Genomic DNA, 18,508 nt, shown 5'->3' on the forward strand with positions numbered 1-18,508 from the left:
AGTTTTAGTTGGTTAATTAACAAACAAAAACAAGCTGCCTGTTTAAATTTCAAACATCAGTTTGCAACCAAACAAGACAACAACTTCAAGTACAAAATAAACTATTGATTTATAATGTCTTAAATGACCTACATAAATTGCAGGCAAAAAACATGAACCGCAAAAATAGCTAATATCCTACAAACACATCATCGCAATTCTTACAATGTCGCTTGCATCACGTGCTTAACAGCAAACTCTTTCAACGCTTTGCTCTGGCACAGTAACTGTTTTTATCTGTCCCATGATGCTAAATAAAACGTGACAACGCTTATTTGGGCACTTTTCTTGAAAAATACCTTCTAGATCAACAAACGGTCCATCTGTAAAACGAATTTTTTCCCCAGTTTTTAGCTCTAATGCTTCGGCTAATACCGTTTGGGAAGGCGTTAATTCTTTCATGCGAATGGCATGGATAATTCTGTCGTCAATGGGCGTCATTTTTTCTTGACAATTAACGATTCGATTCACACCACGAGTAGAGTGGACCTGCCTAACGCTTGTTTGGCTTGGGTCGAAATTGATGAATAAATAATTAGGGAATAATGGTACACGACAGACCTGTTTCCGTCCGCGCTGAGATTTCTCTTCAGAGACCATAGGCAAATACGTCTCTAAATTTTGAAGTGCTAAGTTTTGTTGCGCTCTCGCTTCACTACGAGGCTTACAATACAAAAGGTACCATGCCTTCATACGCTAATCTCACTACCCTATTTTAAGTGTCGTCCATTTACGGGCCGCAATCATAGCAAAGATGCCTAAGTCGATGGAAGTAGTTTTTCGCCTATTTCTAGCCTCTCGCTCGGTATGCATACAACGCCTGCTTACATTAGCGAATTCACATCTAAAATCACGGCAACACTATATTGCTGATAATGTCACCACTTAGCTTACCAAAATTGACTTTGGTTGCTTTTAAGGGGTATATAAGGTGGGATTTTAGCGAAAATACTCATTTTACAGCTAAATACATTACTTTTATTATAAGAACGTAACAATAACCCATACGTAACTAGCGGTTATTCAACAATTAATGAATGCATTTGTGTTAATTGATTGCTGATTAAACCTGCAGGCGATATTGGGACGAGCAACAACCATTTTTCTGTGGCGACATCATCCTGTTTCAGGGGCCCACAGGCAATCACGAGCTTAAGGTGGAAGACTTCATGAGCGTAGCAAAACCACAAGGAACGATGCTTGGGCATCCTAAGGGATTGTTCCTGCTGTTTACAACAGAACTTTGGGAACGTTTTAGTTATTATGCAATGCGCGCCATTTTGGTACTTTATCTAGTCGATAAAGTGCAGAGTGATGGCGGGCATGGTCTAGGTTGGACTCAAGCAGAAGCATTATCGCTTTATGGTACCTTCACAGGGTTAGTCTACTTAACGCCACTTATCGGCGGCTGGTTAGCCGATAACGTACTGGGTCAACGTAAAGCCATTTATTTTGGTGGCGCTTTAATGGCTGCGGGTCAATTCTTACTTGCCGCGCCGCATAGTTGGATCCCAGGTTTAGAAACAACTGTGTTCTATATTGGTTTGGGTACTCTCATTCTGGGTAACGGTTTATTCAAGCCAAACATCTCCACTATGGTGGGTGATCTTTACGAAGAAGGCGATCACCGTCGTGATGGCGCATTTACCATTTTCTACATGGGCATCAACTTAGGTGCTGCCCTGTCAGGCTTTATAGTCGCCTGGGCTTATACTAGCTTCGGACACGCTACTATCGTTGATGGACAAGAAGTGTTTGTTAACAACTGGCAAGCAGGTTTCTTCTGTGCCGGTGTTGGTATGATTTTCTCTTTAATCATCCAATTTTTGTTCGCACAGAAGTATTTAGGCGATATCGGCAGAGTGCCAGCCGCTAAGCTTGAAAAGCAAAAAGCGGAAGAGAAAGGTGAAGTACGTAAAGAACCTCTGACCAAAGTTGAACGTGACCGTATTAAAGTCATCATGGTAATGGGTTTGTTCACAATTATATTCTGGGCTGGTTTCGAACAAGCTGGCGGTTTAATGAACTTGTTCACTAACGAGTTCACCGATCGCATGGTCGGTAGCTTTGAAGTCCCAACCACTTGGTTCCAATCATTAAACGCTATCTTTATCGTATTATTTGCACCTGTGATTGCTTCTATCTGGATCCGTTTAGGTAAGAATGAACCTAACTCTCCAGTTAAATTTGCGCTTGGCCTGTTCTTACTCGCGATCGGTTTCCTATTCATGATAGGTGCTGTAATGCAAATGGGCGGTGATGCATCTGTTAAATCGAGCATGTGGTGGTTAGTGGGCGCTTATTTCTTCCACACTATGGGTGAACTTTGCTTATCACCTATCGGTTTATCTATGGTGACTAAGTTAGCACCTCTGCGTATCGCATCTTTGATGATGGGCGCTTGGTTCCTATTCGTTGCTGCCGCCAACAAGATTGGCGGTGTGGTTGGCTCATTCATCGGCCATGGCGGTGCAAAAGAAGAACAACTGGCAAATGCAATGGCGATCTTCTCTGGCATTGCCATCACAGCAGCTCTTTCAGGCATTATCCTGTATTTTATGGCTGATAAATTAGTGGACTGGATGCATGGCGCGGAAAGCAAGCACCAGACTGAAGCAGAAGTATTAGAAAGTGAAATTGCTGTAACTGCTGAGCATGAAGCAATAAAACGCTAATTAGCTATTCGACTGTAAAAACAAAAACGCCTTACTAGCAATAGTAAGGCGTTTTTCGTTGTGTCGTGTTTGAACTGAATACTGACTTCATAATTACGTTAGCGACGAACTAAAGACTCAACTGGAGGAAACCACCTTCGGGCATTGCTGCATCGTAAACCAATCCCTTAAACTTATTCTCAAGCAAAGCTTGTTTATGTTCAGGCTCACTGGTCGCAATACACAACTGCTCTTGCGGTAAAATACTGCGGAACTGAATACTCGGCTTACCCCAATCTAATACACCCAACTGTAGACTCTCTGAGAGTGCTAGCGGGCTTAATCCCTCGTCATTACGCAAATAGCAACGCAGCCCCTTCCCGGCCTGCGCAATAGCAGCACGGAACTTTGTAAGCTCGATAGAGACATAAATCATATCCGCTTTGATATCGAGACCAGACTTGACTAAACGTTCATTCAAATAGCTCATCATATTGAATGGTTCAATAATGCTTTGACTCTGACCATTTCGAAAATCTTTAAGTTTCTGATTAACAAAACTTCTCAGCAGAACGCAGGCAAAAGCCGCACGATTATCTTCGGGATATAAATGTGCCATATACATGATCAAGTGATCAGTGCCGACCATAGTTGAATCAATAAAGTAACTGCTAATGTCACTATTTTTATACAGACTGTAGTCAACCTTAGCCGCCGGATAGCTTATGTTTGATGCGGGGAACAATTGTTGCTGCACTTGCTTTGCGGCAGCAACACTCTGTTCGAGCAAGGCGAGGTTGTCGCTTAACTCTTGATGGGATAGGGCTTCAAAATCTGCAGCTTGAGTATCATCAATGTAGGAACTATGGAGGCTTTGTTTAATCGCTTGTTCAATGATGAATAAATCGGATACTGGTTTAACGAGATAATCACTGGCGCCAATCCTTAGGGCTTCAACAACGTCAGCCATGACATTATTACCTGAGATCACAACTGAAGGAACCAGTGGCGCTAACCTTGTCATTTCCTTAAGCATATCGAGCCCACCAAGCTTAGGCATGCTTAAATCTGCAAGAACAACATCAAAGTGCTGCGATTTGAAAAATGATAATCCTTCTTCACCGTCACAGGCTTGTGTAACTTGCGCGCCTCTAGTATCAAGAAAGCTTGCAACAATCTGCCTAAACACAGGATCATCTTCAACTAAAAGAACCGCAACACCATTTAACGCCATAAAAGTTCCTGAATAGAATTCATCGCATTGCCATTACTCAAGTGAACATACCGATAACGTTATTCGATAAGGCGAACACTTGCATACTAAAGACAAATGCTGTCAAGTACGGCCTATTGGTTACTCTAGCTCCTGCATATACTGTTCGAGTAACTCATCATCATCTTGTTTTTGAGGAACATTACCATCATAGACTTTATAGTCCATATGTTGTAAATACGCATCTTTGACAAAGGCATAAGGATCGAGTGCATTATCAACGAGTCGTTCTTGATCGATCGCAGACGCTCTGGAATGAAGATTTTTAAGTCCCCATTTAACAATGGTTTGCCACATTGTTAACTCAGACAAGGGAAAGTATAGACCATCAACCCAATCAGACGCGAGTTCTCGCACGACGTAAGGACCCGCAAACGGCGCCATGAAGTATGGCCCATTAGGCACGCCATAATAACCAAGTACTTCGTTAAACTCATCTTGCTTACGGCTCATGCCCATCATATCTGCGACGTCAATGACACCTAATAGGCCAACAGTTGTGTTAATCGTAAAGCGTCCACCCGCATTCGCCGCCCAGCCCCACTTTCCCTGCAGCACGTTGTTTACTAAGCTGCTCGGTTCTTCTAAATTCTGTACAAAATTATTGATGCCCGTTTTAGCAGGCATAGGAATGTAATCGTTGTAACCATGGGCAACAGGACGATATAAATATCTATCTAAATAAAGATAATTAAAATCCGACATCGCACGGTTAAAGCCTTCGAACGGATCTCGGGGATCATCATAGGTGATTTGTACCTTAGCAGGGGTTTCCTGCGGAATGGTATCTGATGCGGGTACTTCAGCCGCTTGCACTTTAGGCAACAGCAATAGCCCCAAAGATAATCCCATCCATTTTAACTTCATATCGCTCTCTTAATATAAATGTACAGCTTAGGCAGCAAGTTTTCGCTAAAGTGACAATACAAAAATGACGATATAAAGATAATTCGTCTTAGTGGCATACTATCCAGTATGACTGTTCCGTTGTCACAAGGCGCATAAGCATACTTGGCAAAAAAAATTGGTCAATTGTTAATTTTACAAAACGAATGTATCGCCGAATAAACTATATAAGGTCTATAAATGGAGTCGATTCCACTTGTTAGCAGTCAAAACCCGCAATTACATACTGCGACAACCCAAGCTGATGCTCTCAATGCTTCTCCGCGTCCTATTCCAGCTCAGGTGCAAACCTCGCCTGAAGGAGATAGTATTACTCTAAACGGTACAGAATATAATTTAAAGCTTGTTAACGCTCAGCAGCGGCAAATATTATTGACAGCTAATACTTTTCTAGTCACGCCTAATACGCAAAACACGCCACCAACAACCACAGCGACTCAAAATCCCATCAGCCAACTGCTTGCTCTAGCCACGCCTATTGCGCTGAAAGTTCCAGAGGCTGTTATCAATTTGGCGCAACAAAATGGCATATCTCAGACACAGCTTTCAGCTCTTGCGGCTCGAACTCAAGGCTACCCGTTACCGAACGTCACTATTATTAACAAAGCGTTTCAATTTGCTAATGGCACTGTTGTAGCACAAGATCCTGGACCTCAGCTGAATCAAGGTGAATTCTTAGCAAAAATAGCCTTTCAACAAGGGCGGCCTATTTTATTACTCACCCCAATACAGAGCAAACTCGAAATCGTTATTGGGGCGCCAGTAAATGAAACTCAGGTTCCCACAAATAAATTGTCTTCTGACATAGTGATCGCCAAAGTTGAACCGGTTCAGATCATCGCTTCCTTTTTAAAAAAACTTGAAGCTATCGTTTCTTTACCTGAGACAACAAAACAAGACATCATACCCAAAACTGAGGTCACGCAACTTCAAGGTAAAGCAAATACGCCACAGGCTACTAATTCAGCCAGTTCTCCCAATACTTTCAATGCGCAAGCCATAACGTCAATGCCAAAAGGTTTAGAAAAAAGTCCTTTAGTCAGTACTCTAAACTCAGACAATATAAATCGGCTTGTGAGTCAACCCTCGCCATCCACAATCAGTACAGAAACAAATAGTAAAAATACCTTGCCTCATGGCATTGGTGATTCATTAAGTAAAGCACCTCAAGAAACGCTTGCGGCCTATACTGCAGAAGTAAACAAGCTAAAGGATATTTTGGGTTCCAGTGGCCTTAAAAATGAACTAAAAGCTAGTGACGTTAAAACTGACAGCCCTATGAAGGTGGCTGATGTTTTGCAAAAAGCATTCAATAAAGCGGGGACACTTCCTATTGAGTTGTCCCGTTCTAACAACAGCTCAAATTTAGCATCAGAGTTGTTAAAGCACTTACCGCATATAGGATTACCGCCACTCAGTCAGTTAAATGATTTAGATGAGCTCAAGGCCAATATCCTCGGGCTAACGAGTCTTAACCTTGCCACACCTCTGTCAAATCAAGCCTCAATGTTTATGAATGCCAGTGCGATTACCTCACTATTTCAACTACTACTAGGCTTTAAGGCTAATAATAGTTCGAATTCAATGAGTAAGAAATTGGCCGATTATCTTGAGCAACTGCAAGCCAAAGTCGGCTTTTCCACTAAACAACTTGGCCAACTAAGTAAAGCTGGCGGTCTTGATAGCATGGGGCAATTGGCCTCAAACTTGCATTTGTACCAACAGGCAAGCAATGAGAATGCAGGCAATTTAGTCTGGTTCTTTGCCCTGCCCTACGGCATTAATCAACGCCACGAGCAGTTGGAAGGTAAATTTGAGCAAGAAGTTGATTCAGATGATCCAGAGAAAAAAGCCGGATGGCGTTTACAGCTCAAATTTAATTTAGCACAAGGTCCGCTACTGATTGCAGCTCAACAGCACAATCAACAATTGGATATCCAGTTTAAAGGCAATAGCCAAATGCTACTTAATAAGGTCAACAACTTTTTAACGCCCTTAAGCGAAAAACTGTCACAGCTAGGGTTTACGCCAGGTGAACTCTCGACGCAAATAGCGCAAGTGCCAGCAACCTTATTGCCGGGTGATCATTTCCTCGTAAAGACAAAAGCTTAGCTAGAAAAAACACCTAAGCAGACATTGAATCCATCATCTAATTTTAGGAAGAACCAAATGAGCGAAGAGAGTGGACCGAAGCAAGCTGTCGCGCTGAGCTACGATGGGCGTAACGCACCTAAAATTGTGGCGACTGGTGAAGGGCTTATCGCAGAAGAGATTATTGCGCTAGCCAAGGCTAACGGTGTGTATATCCATCAAGATCCCCATCTAAGCCATTTTCTACAGTTGTTAGAGCTAGAAGAGGAAATTCCTAAGGAGCTTTATCTGCTTATCGCCGAACTGATCGCATTTGTGTATATGCTCGACGGTAAGTTTCCCGAGCAATGGAATAATATGCATCAAAAAATTGTTGAGAAGGCATAAAATAAAAAGCTAATTTTGGCAAATTAGCTTTTAGAGTTAAACAGAGTATCAATATCAATCATTTGCGATACAATGCGATCATTTACGATGAAGTCGGATCAATAGCTCAGCTTCCGCTTTGGGTAATTCGCATTCTTTAATCAACTCATCCACACCAGCACCAAGCGCCACCATTTTCATGGCTCGAGTATAAAGTTTAGCCTGCGGGTCCTGTTGAGTAGTCTCTTCTATCCGCTCTGACTGCTGAAGTAGGCGTTTTTCTAACTCAATCACACGCCGACCGACTCCGATAGTGCCACTGCGTAACTCTTGTAACTCACGCTTAAACGACTCTCGCTGACGATCACCTTCTTTGACCAAAACGGTTAAGGCTTCGACCTTGCTTCTTAGTTTGCTCAATTGTTTTTGTAAAAAGAGTACTAATCCTAAGCATGCGATGACATAGACTAACGCTGCGATCAAAAATTCATCGCCCATTAAAAATCCTTATACTCACTCATAGCCATAAACTAGTAGGCATTCCAACTGAGTTATCTATTCCAAAGTGCTGCACTTAAATGACTTAATATCATTAGCCATTGTTCAAGCCGCGATAAAATACTTTGCCTATCCGTAAATTGTAAAGCATTAGCATCATCGATTTATTCGCAAATATACAAAATAGCTGAATGAATTGATATCATTCAGCCTTATCTCGCTAATTGATTAAATCTGAGTCAGTTCGGCCCATTCTTCATCGGATAATAACTTGTCAAGATCGACTAAGATCAGTAACTCATTATCGCGATTACTCACACCTTGAATAAATTTAGCACTCTCTTCCGTTCCAACATTAGGCGCATTGTCGATTTCAGAGCGGCGTAAATAAACCACTTCTGCAACACTATCAACTAAGATGCCAATGACTTGCTTTTCAGCTTCAATGATAACGATTCGAGTTGAGTCATCAACTTCGGCAGACTGCAATCCAAAACGTGAGCGAGTATCAATAACTGTGACAACGTTACCACGTAAGTTAATGATGCCTAATACGTAATAAGGTGCACCGGGAACGGGGGCGATTTCAGTGTAACGCAATACTTCCTGCACTTGCATTACATTGATACCGTAAGTTTCATGGTCTAACTTAAAGGTAACCCATTGTAATACTGCATCATCTTTACTTGCAGCGACTGCTGCTACATTTCTTGTATCTTTCATGTTTACCTCAACCAATTGAGTCCTGACAACCTAAACCCGCATTAAGCATTTCAACTAAGGCTTGTACGTGCAAAATGCCACACATCTGCTCTTTCACTACACCCGCTAACCAAGGGCGTTTACCCGCTTGACTACGCCAGTTGACTTGCGATTTATTAATTTTTACCGCATTGACCAAGGACTCACAAGTTAATCCCCAGTTACTGCCTTCTAGTAGTACAAGATATTGATAATTTACCGATTGCGCCAGTTTCTCTGAATATTTTTCTGGCATAACCCACGCACAAGTGTCGACAATATTTAATTGCTCTTCCCTATGCGTTTGTACACCGAGAAACCATGCGGGTCTGCCAAAGATATGGTTTATCCGCTCAATTTTAACTATTCCGCCTAAACTGACCAAAGGCACAGCCAATGTAAGCCCTGCTACTTTAAAGAATAGTACCTGAAACTCATCATCGAGCACTTCTTGCAAATCTTTTGTCACACTAGGAGGCGTAATACCGACTTGTGTTTCTGGCACAACCACTGGCTCAACGACTTCTTCAGCAATTATTTCATCAATAACTGGCTCTTCAACAACAGGTCGTGCTTGTGGTACTTCTACCACGGGTTGAACATCAACAGTCGGCGTAACTTCGACAAAAGATGGTGTCGGTTCTACTGTTTTAGTCTTAAGTACAGGCGCCAGCAATTTTTCTAGCGCTTGCTTATCCACTTGAGAAGCAATCTTACTTACAGGTGCAACAAACTCATGTTGTCTTGGCGTGGCTTTTGGTTGTACCTGTACCGTTGACGCTATCGCCCTCTCATGAGCTTGTGATACAGCCGTACGACCATTTTCAGCCAAGATGGCTGCATCAAGTAATGCTGCCTCCGTTTGATTAGTGGCAACATTTTGATTTGAGTCAGCTTTTACTATGCTTTGAGGAGAAACCGCCTGACTTGGAGCGTCGTCTTCCTGCAGCAATAATGCGAAAAAATCAAAAACAGTTTCATCAACCGATTTTGACATGGCCAAACTCCCCAACTAATAAAAAATCTAATAATCTTTCATAGGCTTTTACACCACGACATCCACTCGCATAATGCGATGCAGGTAAATGTGCCAAACTGGCATCTCTAAACTTAGTATCGACTGGAATCACGTCCTTCCATAGGGTTTCAGTGTATTCTGTGCCCAGCACTTGCAAAGCAGCGGGTGATGCCTTAGTACGTTTATCGTACATGGTTGGCACGACAGTATAGCTGTAACGCGTCTTTTTAGACCGCCCCATCAACTCCATCGTTTTTATCATCCGCTCTAGCCCTTTAATGGCAAGAAACTCTGTCTGCACGGGAATAATAATATGCTGACTTGCCGCAAGGGCATTGACCATTAAAACACCAAGTACGGGTGGGCAATCAACGATAGCCACATCATATTCATCAGCAACTAGCGCTAATAAATTACGTAAAACTAGCCCCATCCCCTCTTGATGACCTAAGGCTCTGTCTAATGTTGCCAATGCCATAGTGGCCGGCAACAAGTCGAGACCATCGACTAAGGTTGGTACGACATGGGATAAAACGAGTTCTTTAGAGAGGCTTTTATGGGCTAGAAACACATCAAATAAAGAGCCAGGAACCTCTTCAGAATCAATGCCTAAATAATAACCTAGCGAAGCGTGTGGATCGGTGTCAATCATAAGTACACGCTTGCCACGCTTAGCTAAGGTTCCCGCTAAACTCGCAACCGTCGTGGTTTTGCCTACACCACCTTTTTGATTCGCTATGGTCCAGACTTTCAAGAAGTGACCCCCACATAAATTGATTCAATGCTAATAAATGAGAATATTTAACACGCATTCCAAAGGTTATTGCTCTTCTCTCGTCGTAACTCGGATACCACCATTGGGTAAACTAATCACTTTAACTCCATCGGCATTTTCAGAAATCACTACAGGTAGCATCTGTGCTTTATTCGATTCAATTGGCGAAGTAGCAGCCTTAACTTCTGCTTCTGGCGTCTGCAGCAGTGTCGGAACTAAAGGTTGCTGATTAGCCTTATCCTTCGCCGTATCCATCGCTGCACTTTGCTTACCCAGCAAAGGTGGGACACTAATCTGCGTAGATTCTGGACCTATCGCAACAGCCTTTTGCTCACCAGGAGCTGCCAATTGCAGCATAGCTTTAGTCTGATCAGGATGAGACGCTAACCAAGTTGCAATAGCCTCAGCTTGCTCATCAGGGACCATTAACAGCACCTGAGTCGATTCCAAACGTTTTATGTCTTCTCGCAACAAACTATTTTTGTGCCGATAATCGAGGCTCAAGGCGCCAAGACACAAAATGGCAATAGCCATCAGCAAGATGATGAGCACACTATTTGTGCTCATCGGATTTTGGCTCTTAGACACGAACAGACTCTTTTAAAATGCATTCAGCCATGTTGTCTAAGGCAATCGACTGAGTTGCAATACCCGCGCTGGCAACAGCCTGAGGCATACCATAAACCACACAACTGGCTTCATCCTGTGCCCAAATGGTCGCACCGACCGCTTTCAACATACGGGCACCTTCTCTGCCATCCGCGCCCATACCAGTTAACACAACGGCAAGTACGTCACCGCTAAAGGCTTTAGAGGCAGAAGCAAAGGTGATATCAACACAAGGCTTATAGTTCATGTCCGCACTACCAGCGATGACCTTTAATCGACCACTACCTCCAGTACGTTCAACCATCATTTGCATACCGCCAGGCGCTAAATATGCACAACCCGGTTTAAGAAGATCGCCATTAGCGGCCTCTTTTACTTCAATCTTACATAAGCCATTCAAACGACTTGCAAATGCTGGCGTAAAAGCTGCTGGCATATGCTGAATTAATAAAATCGGATGCGGATAGTTTGCCGGAAATTGGGTAAGAATTTTTTGCAAGGCAACTGGACCACCGGTAGATGTGCCGATCAGCAGTATTTTATACTGCTTACCACTTGCACGAATCGACGCTGCTGTTGAGGTCCTGACAGGAGCAGTGGCAGGAGTATGCGACGCTATACTCGTTGTCCCTAAAATGCTACTTGTTGGGCGCACGCTAGGTGTTGAAGAGACGACAGGACGTGCAATTGGACGAAACATTCTGCGGCGTCCCAATGCCTTCACTCTCTGCTGCAACAATAAAATAGCATCATCTTTATTGGTAGCAATGTCTTCAAAACGTTTAGGTAGAAAATCTAACGCACCAGCATCTAAAGCGTCTAACGTCGCTTTAGCGCCATCATGGGTTAAAGAAGAAAACATCAAGATCGGAGTCGGACATTTAGCCATGATTTCACGGACGGCAGTAATACCATCCATCACGGGCATCTCAATATCCATAGTGATAACTTGAGGATTAAGCTCAGCAGCCATCTTCACCGCTTCGGCCCCATTTGAGGCCGTCGCGATAACTTCCAGTTCAGGATCTTGATTGACTATTTCACTAACACGTCGTCTGAAAAAACTTGAGTCATCAACGACTAATACTTTAATGGCCATTCCATTCCTTAGCTTGGAAACTAATTCTTACTTTTCGCATAATGCTTTAACAATCCAGGGACATCTAAGATCAGTGCGATACCACCATCCGATGTAATAGTCGCACCAGCCATCCCAGGAGTGCCGTGTAACATAGCGCCAAGGGGTTTAATCACCACCTCTTCTTGTCCTATTAGGGCATCAACCACAAAACCAATTTGCATCATGCCTAATTGTACAATCACCACATGACCATGCTTTTTATCGCCATGTTTAAAGGTGGTTTTATTTCTATGCAGCCAATGCTCCAAATAGAACAAAGGCACAGCCTTGTTACGCACTATGACGGTGAGTTGTCCATCGACGATATTGGTCTTAGTAAGATCGAGATGAAATATCTCGTTCACGCTAGACAGAGGTAATGCAAACACTTGTTTAGCGACATCAACCATTAAGGTTGGCATAATCGCCAGCGTTAACGGTACTTTAATCTCAAGTATCGTGCCCTTACCTTTCATAGAATCAATATGCACTGTGCCGTTAAGCTGAGTGATACGGGTTTTTACCACGTCCATCCCAACGCCACGACCAGAAATATCTGAAATCTCGACCTTAGTCGAAAAACCGGGCGCAAAAATCAAATTATACGCTTCGCTGTCAGTCATTCGCGAAGCTGAATCTTCATCAAGCACACCACGCGTTATCGCGATCTTTTTCAGTTTTTCAGGGTCCATACCTGCGCCATCGTCTTCGATTTTTAGCAGTATATGGTCACCTTCCTGACTTGCAGATAAGGTAATCGTACCCGTTCTCGGCTTGCCATTGGCTTCACGCTCGTTTGGCATTTCAATACCGTGATCCACCGAGTTACGCACTAAGTGGACGAGTGGATCAGCAAGCGCTTCAACTAAGTTTTTATCTAGGTCGGTTTCTTCACCGACCATGATCAAATCAATTTCTTTATTGAGCGTACGCGCAAGATCACGTACTACCCGAGGGAAACGACCAAACACTTTCTTGATCGGTTGCATACGGGTTTTCATCACCGCGCCTTGCAAATCGGCAGTCACGAGATCTAAGTTCGCAAGGGCCTTAGACATTTCCTCATCGTCACGACTGATGCCTAAGCTCACTAATCGATTTCGCACTAACACTAACTCGCCCACCATATTCATGATTTGGTCGAGTCGTGCAGTATCAACACGTACTGTAGTTTCACCTTGAGGCACATTTGCTGAACTTGCTTTAGCTGGCGCTTTCTCTACAACCGCTATGTCCACTTTCGGTTTTGCGGCAACAACGGGGGCTGGAGCAGGCGCAGCAGCTTTATTAACTGGTACGGGAGTCGCAACTTTAGGTGCTGCAGTCGAAGATGGCGTTACCGATACAGTAGGCGCTTTTACTTCTGCTTTTGCAGGGGCCGCACCTTTACCATGGAGTTCATCGAGTAATCTTTCAAACTCGTCATCGGTAATTTCATCGGCATCCACTATCGGTTGAGGCGTGGGAGCCGCAGCGACCTTTGGTTTAGCCGGCACTTCTGCCTCAGCTTTAAACTTGCCTGAACCATGCAGCTCATCAAGCAATGCCTCAAACTCATCATCAGTGATGTCATCACCCGATGCTGAAGGCGCTTTAACTGGCGCAGCTGGCTTAGCGACCACAGGTTCAGACGTCACAGCGGTAGCAGCCGCAGGGCCTTTTCCTGAGCCATGAAGCGCATCTAACAAAGCTTCAAATTCAGCATCATTGATATCATCAATACTTGAAGATGAGCTATTACTTATCTCTGCGGGAATGTCTTGTGGGACGGGAGTTTCAACAATGGCTTCAACGACAGGCTCTGGTTCGACAACGTCTACCACTTCTGCAGACGCAACTTCAGATGGCAATGGCGCACCTGAACTCAGCATTTTAAGTCTAGACAACAGGCCTGACTCAGCGGGATCTTGTTGTTCACCCTGCTGCGTTTGAGCAAACATGGTATTAATAGCATCAACAGCCTGCAAAATAATATCCATCAGCTCTGCGTTTACGCTGCGTTTGCCTGTGCGCAATAGATCGAAGGTATTTTCAGCCTCATGACACACATCGACCATGGGAGTTAAGCTAAGAAAGCCTGCGCCACCTTTAACGGTATGAAACCCTCGGAAAATGGCGTTTAGCAAGTTTGTGTCATCAGGATTATTTTCAAGCGCAACGAGTTGCTCTTGCAGAAGCTCTAAAATTTCACCGGCTTCGATTAAAAAGTCCTGGAGTATCTCTTCATCTACATCAAAGGCCATCAAATTGACTCCCAGTTAGAAACCCAGACTCGATAGAAGATCATCCACTTCGTCTTGACCCGTTACTACATCTTGACGAAGTTCGGCATTCATTATCGGCCCTTCCGCTTCAATATTATTTTTCTGAGCAATCTGACTTTCAATCATAGGCTGCTCACCAAATACCGTCAGCATAGAAACCAGATTACTTTCAACTTCCATTACCAGATCAATAACACGGCGTATCATTTGCCCTGTTAAGTCTTGAAAATCTTGCGCCATCAATATTTGATTCAGCAATTCACGTAATCGAATCGAGTCGTCTGAACTACGGGACATAAGATCTTGGACATCATGACAAAGAACCTTGAATTCGCTCAGTGCTATCTCGCGTCGCATTAATTTATCCCAAGATGGCATGACTTTTTGAATATTAACCGTTACGGCATTGGCCAAAGGTAAACATTCTTCAACCGCATCCATGGTTTTATTTGCCGCTTGTTCAGTCATGTCAATAACGTAATTTAAACGTTGCTTGGCATCGGGAATTTCTGTATTGGCTAATTCAGAAAGACGATTATCAACTTGAAAATCCATCAGCGCACTATGAAGTTGCCGAGTTAATTTCCCTACCTCTTCGAATAATTCTCGTTGCAGTGGAGCTGCAAGCTCCCGAAATAAATCATCTGCCTGACTTTGCTCACCTGCACTTAATAATTCAACAAAGTGCTGAGCTTGCTCGAGCGTGATGAGCCCTGATGTTTGTGACTTCATAGCTCATCCTTGCTCAAGCGAGTCGTTCGAATATTTTATCTAACTTCTCTTTCAGCGTTGCAGCGGTAAAAGGCTTAACCACATATCCATTCACTCCCGCTTGAGCGGCAGCAATAATCTGTTCACGTTTTGCTTCAGCAGTTACCATTAATACGGGTAAATGCTTTAGCGAATCATCTGCGCGAATTGCTTTTAACAGATCGATCCCTTGCATGCCGGGCATATTCCAATCTGTAACAACAAAATCAAAATCCCCCTTTTGCAACATCGGCAGGGCTGTTGAGCCATCGTCTGCTTCTTGGGTGTTGTTAAACCCCAAGTCTCGCAACAAGTTCTTGATGATACGCCTCATTGTCGAAAAATCGTCAACAATGAGAATCTTCATATTCTTGTCCAAGGTTTCCTCCGGTGAGCTGACATTCTGTGCTCGATTAATAATTATACTTATGTCCAGTGCTTGAGTTTAGCTTTCAATCGCAACATTGCCTGACTTAATATCTGGCTAACCCGCGATTCACTGACTTCAAGAATGGCGCCAATCTCTTTTAAATTCAATGCTTCATCGTAGTACAGGGATAACACTAATGCATCTCTTTCAGGCAATAATTTAATTGCCTCAACCAGCGCAGAATGAAATTGGTTCTCAGCTAATGCTTCAAATGAGTCATCATCGGACCGATCACTCACTGTAAGTATATCCTGAGATACGCCTAAGTCTTCTATCCCTATGATTTTTCCGACAGAAACATCGTTAAGAATATGATGGTACTCATCGAGCGTCATATCAAGTTTTTCTGCAATTTCTGTGTCGCGTGCATCACGGCCCAGTTCTTGCTCTAACTCATCAATAGCATGTGCAACCTTGCGGTTATTACGATGAACGGAACGAGGCACCCAATCACCACGGCGAATTTCATCTAACATCGCCCCTCGTATACGTATGCCGGCGAAGGTTTCAAATTTCGCACCCTTGCCACCATCAAACTTGGATGATGCTTCTAATAAACCCATCATCCCAGCTTGGAGTAAATCATCTAGCTGCACTGAGGCAGGTAGTCTGGCGAGTAAATGATGCGCAATTCTTTTAACCAACGGAGCATACTGTTCAACGATCGACGATTTATTGTCTAAACAAGTATACGCAGCGGCTTTATTCACTCGTTTTTTCCTCTTGAAAATCTGGTCGCTGCACTAAACGCTCAACGAAAAACTCCAAATGCCCACCAGGTTGCTGCGGTACAGGCCAGCTCAGAATTTTATTTGCCAATCCTTGATACGCAATCGCCGCTGGTGATTTAGGATAAGCTTCAACTACCAGTTTTTGCTTACGAACTGATTTACGTAAGTTTTCGTCAAATGGAATAGTTGCAACTAATTCAAGGGCGACATCTAAAAATCTGTCGGTCACTTTACTGAGTTTAGCAAATAATTCCATACCTTCGCGTAAACTACGCACCATATTGGCAACTATTTTAAAACGGAACACGCCATGCTCACGGCTGAGGATTTTTATCAGGGCGTAGGCATCAGTTATCGATGTGGGTTCATCACAAACAACGACCAGCACATCCTGCGATGCACGTGAGAAACTGAGCACCATATCTGAAATCCCAGCAGCAGTATCTACGACTAGAATATCAAACTGAGTCCGCATCTCACTGAAAGCGCGAATTAACCCTGCATGCTGCGCTGGGCTTAATTCCACCATACCTTGCGTGCCTGAAGTGGCCGGCACTATGCCAATTCCCTTAGGGCCGCGAACGATAATATCGTCAAGCTCTGCATCACCAGAGAGAACATGGGAGAGGTTACGCTCGGCACGAATACCCAGCATGACATCGACGTTTGCTAAGCCAAGGTCAGCATCAAGTACCAAGACACGCTTGCCTTTTTCGGCTAATGCCACAGCTGTATTAATGGAAACGCTGGTTTTGCCAACGCCACCTTTACCACCTGTGACCGCGATTACTTTCACTTTTTCGTTATAGGGTTGATTCATCATACGTAAACCACTTGCTTGATCCAGGGTCATAAATCTACTCAAATGCACAGGCCATATTATCTGACCACGCTGTGTCTTGTAATGATTGTTGTTCTGTACTATCTAACGCTGCGAGTGCCTGTTGGGCTAAATCTAAGGTATCCGCAACTTTCATATCTTCAGGAACTCTTTGTCCATCAGTAACATAACTTAATGGTAATCCGTTTTGGATCAACACACTTAATGCCCCTGCTAACGACACAGATTCATCGAGTTTTGTAAGAACGACACCAGATAGGGGAATGCGTTTAAAATGATTGACTGCATCTTGCAATACACGGCGCTGTCCTGTCGCAGACAGTACCAGATAACTGCGGATAGGTATCCTGCTATTTGCAGTTAAATTATCAAGTTGCTGGTAAAGACGCATATCTCGCTGTCCCATGCCAGCCGTATCTATCAATACTAGCTTGCGATTTCTAAACTGATAAAGAATTTGCTCTAATTCATTCAGATCATGAGCTTGCTTTACAGGGCAGCCCATTATTTTGCCATAGGTTGCTAATTGCTCATAGGCTCCGATGCGATAATGGTCTGTCGTTATCAAAGCAACATGCTCTGCACCATGATGAGCGGCAAAACGGGCCGCAAGTTTAGCTAATGACGTGGTTTTGCCGACACCGGTTGGGCCAACTAAGGCCACCACACCGCCCTGCTTAACAATGTCGTCACCTTGATTATCAAGCAAGTTAGCTAGACTTTGAGGTAAAGCTCTGACTAATTCTGCAGGCGTATAATGTTGGCTCAGCGCCGCTAATTTATTGGCAACCGCAGGGGAAAATTCTGCCTCAAGTAACTTGGCTTCGAGCATAGCTCCGACAGGGTCGATACGTTTTTTATGTTCTGTCATCAAGGAGGACACTTGATGTGTTAACAAATTACGCAATGAAGCTAGCTCATCACGCATTGCCTCAATATCGGCATTTTGTTTCTGTGATGTTTGTGGCTTCTTATCAAAAGCAGCAGGCGCTTCGCGACGCTCTACTTTGGCAGCAGCCGGCGCTTGTAAGCCCTTAGCCCATGCAGGTAAATCTGCATCAACTTGCTGATGCGACATCTGTTGATTCAAACGACTTTGCTGCTTCTCTAACAAGGCTTGTAATGAGTCAGCAGGTGCCGCAGGCTTTGCACGGGTTTCAACTCGTATAGGCTGCTTAGCCCCTAGGGATACGAGGTCGTCACTCACGTCCATAAAGGTTGGCGCTGGCGCAGTAGCTGCGGTTTTTGCTTTAGGTTCGTCATAGTCAACGGCGGCGACAATTTCGATGCCACCATTCACTTTCTTATTTGACATAATGACGGCATCTGAGCCGAGTGTTTCTTTCACTTGGGCCAGTGCGGCGCGCATGTCTTTGGCAAAAAATCGTTTAATCTTCACTTA

General features: G+C 43.7%; 18 protein-coding genes. 3 read left to right on the forward strand and 15 right to left on the reverse strand.

Going from position 1 to position 18,508, the window contains the following annotated elements:
* Positions 1–225: 225 nt before the first annotated feature.
* The gene (rfaH, locus tag K5Q99_RS14050; protein WP_126491533.1) at positions 226–732 is read right to left on the reverse strand and encodes a transcription/translation regulatory transformer protein RfaH; all 507 of its coding nucleotides are present in this window, start codon (positions 730–732) and stop codon (positions 226–228) included.
* Between the two features lie 476 nt (positions 733–1,208).
* Between rfaH and K5Q99_RS14055 the strand changes: the two genes are divergently transcribed.
* Positions 1,209–2,714 (forward strand): peptide MFS transporter, encoded by a 1,506-nt coding sequence (locus tag K5Q99_RS14055; RefSeq protein WP_006085592.1) that lies wholly within the window; start codon positions 1,209–1,211, stop codon positions 2,712–2,714.
* A gap of 109 nt (positions 2,715–2,823) precedes the next feature.
* Here the strand turns inward: K5Q99_RS14055 and K5Q99_RS14060 are convergent, their stop codons facing one another.
* Both K5Q99_RS14060 and K5Q99_RS14065 read right to left on the reverse strand, forming a co-directional pair.
* Positions 2,824–3,927 (reverse strand): response regulator, encoded by a 1,104-nt coding sequence (locus tag K5Q99_RS14060; RefSeq protein WP_220777208.1) that lies wholly within the window; start codon positions 3,925–3,927, stop codon positions 2,824–2,826.
* 120 nt (positions 3,928–4,047) lie between these two features.
* Complete coding sequence (locus K5Q99_RS14065; protein ID WP_220777209.1) at positions 4,048–4,833, reverse strand: MlaA family lipoprotein; 786 nt, start codon at positions 4,831–4,833, stop codon at positions 4,048–4,050.
* Positions 4,834–5,052: 219 nt separating this feature from the next.
* Between K5Q99_RS14065 and K5Q99_RS14070 the strand changes: the two genes are divergently transcribed.
* Together K5Q99_RS14070 and K5Q99_RS14075 are read left to right on the forward strand one after the other, a co-directional pair.
* Complete coding sequence (locus K5Q99_RS14070; protein WP_220777210.1) at positions 5,053–6,984, forward strand: hypothetical protein; 1,932 nt, start codon at positions 5,053–5,055, stop codon at positions 6,982–6,984.
* Positions 6,985–7,041: 57 nt separating this feature from the next.
* Positions 7,042–7,350 (forward strand): EscU/YscU/HrcU family type III secretion system export apparatus switch protein, encoded by a 309-nt coding sequence (locus K5Q99_RS14075; protein ID WP_220777211.1) that lies wholly within the window; start codon positions 7,042–7,044, stop codon positions 7,348–7,350.
* 78 nt (positions 7,351–7,428) lie between these two features.
* Here K5Q99_RS14075 and K5Q99_RS14080 read toward each other — a convergent pair whose 3' ends face one another.
* The 12 genes from K5Q99_RS14080 to flhF all read right to left on the reverse strand — a co-directional run bounded on the left by K5Q99_RS14080 (position 7,429) and on the right by flhF (position 18,505).
* Positions 7,429–7,827, reverse strand: a complete 399-nt coding sequence (locus tag K5Q99_RS14080) for a DUF2802 domain-containing protein (protein ID WP_006082379.1) — start codon at positions 7,825–7,827, stop codon at positions 7,429–7,431.
* Between the two features lie 228 nt (positions 7,828–8,055).
* Entirely contained in the window at positions 8,056–8,550 is a 495-nt protein-coding gene (locus K5Q99_RS14085; RefSeq protein ID WP_006082380.1) for a chemotaxis protein CheW, read from the reverse strand.
* A gap of 7 nt (positions 8,551–8,557) precedes the next feature.
* Complete coding sequence (locus tag K5Q99_RS14090; RefSeq protein ID WP_126491527.1) at positions 8,558–9,565, reverse strand: chemotaxis protein CheW; 1,008 nt, start codon at positions 9,563–9,565, stop codon at positions 8,558–8,560.
* Complete coding sequence (locus K5Q99_RS14095; RefSeq protein ID WP_106651060.1) at positions 9,549–10,340, reverse strand: ParA family protein; 792 nt, start codon at positions 10,338–10,340, stop codon at positions 9,549–9,551. The genes K5Q99_RS14090 and K5Q99_RS14095 overlap by 17 nt, the downstream gene beginning before the upstream one ends.
* Positions 10,341–10,406: 66 nt before the next feature.
* Complete coding sequence (locus K5Q99_RS14100) at positions 10,407–10,928, reverse strand: membrane anchored protein in chemotaxis locus (protein WP_220777212.1); 522 nt, start codon at positions 10,926–10,928, stop codon at positions 10,407–10,409.
* A gap of 13 nt (positions 10,929–10,941) precedes the next feature.
* Entirely contained in the window at positions 10,942–12,069 is a 1,128-nt protein-coding gene (locus K5Q99_RS14105) for a protein-glutamate methylesterase/protein-glutamine glutaminase (RefSeq protein WP_220777213.1), read from the reverse strand.
* A 20-nt stretch (positions 12,070–12,089) separates the two neighbouring features.
* Positions 12,090–14,333, reverse strand: a complete 2,244-nt coding sequence (locus tag K5Q99_RS14110) for a chemotaxis protein CheA (RefSeq protein ID WP_220777214.1) — start codon at positions 14,331–14,333, stop codon at positions 12,090–12,092.
* 15 nt (positions 14,334–14,348) lie between these two features.
* Positions 14,349–15,086 carry a protein phosphatase CheZ gene (locus K5Q99_RS14115; RefSeq protein WP_107948399.1) on the reverse strand — a complete coding sequence of 246 codons (738 nt, stop codon included), beginning with the start codon at positions 15,084–15,086 and terminating at the stop codon, positions 14,349–14,351.
* Between the two features lie 13 nt (positions 15,087–15,099).
* Positions 15,100–15,483 carry a chemotaxis response regulator CheY gene (gene cheY / locus K5Q99_RS14120; RefSeq protein ID WP_007649667.1) on the reverse strand — a complete coding sequence of 128 codons (384 nt, stop codon included), beginning with the start codon at positions 15,481–15,483 and terminating at the stop codon, positions 15,100–15,102.
* Between the two features lie 47 nt (positions 15,484–15,530).
* Positions 15,531–16,244 carry an RNA polymerase sigma factor FliA gene (locus tag K5Q99_RS14125; protein WP_028761175.1) on the reverse strand — a complete coding sequence of 238 codons (714 nt, stop codon included), beginning with the start codon at positions 16,242–16,244 and terminating at the stop codon, positions 15,531–15,533.
* Entirely contained in the window at positions 16,237–17,118 is an 882-nt protein-coding gene (locus K5Q99_RS14130) for a MinD/ParA family protein (RefSeq protein ID WP_006082389.1), read from the reverse strand. The genes K5Q99_RS14125 and K5Q99_RS14130 overlap by 8 nt, the downstream gene beginning before the upstream one ends.
* Before the next feature lie 4 nt (positions 17,119–17,122).
* Positions 17,123–18,505, reverse strand: coding sequence for a flagellar biosynthesis GTPase FlhF (gene flhF / locus K5Q99_RS14135; protein ID WP_106651065.1), 1,383 nt, complete (start codon positions 18,503–18,505; stop codon positions 17,123–17,125).
* Between the last annotated feature and the right edge of the window lie 3 nt (positions 18,506–18,508).

Origin of the sequence: Shewanella hafniensis, from assembly GCF_019655335.1 — a bacterium.
Taxonomy (GTDB): Bacteria; Pseudomonadota; Gammaproteobacteria; order Enterobacterales; family Shewanellaceae; genus Shewanella; species Shewanella hafniensis.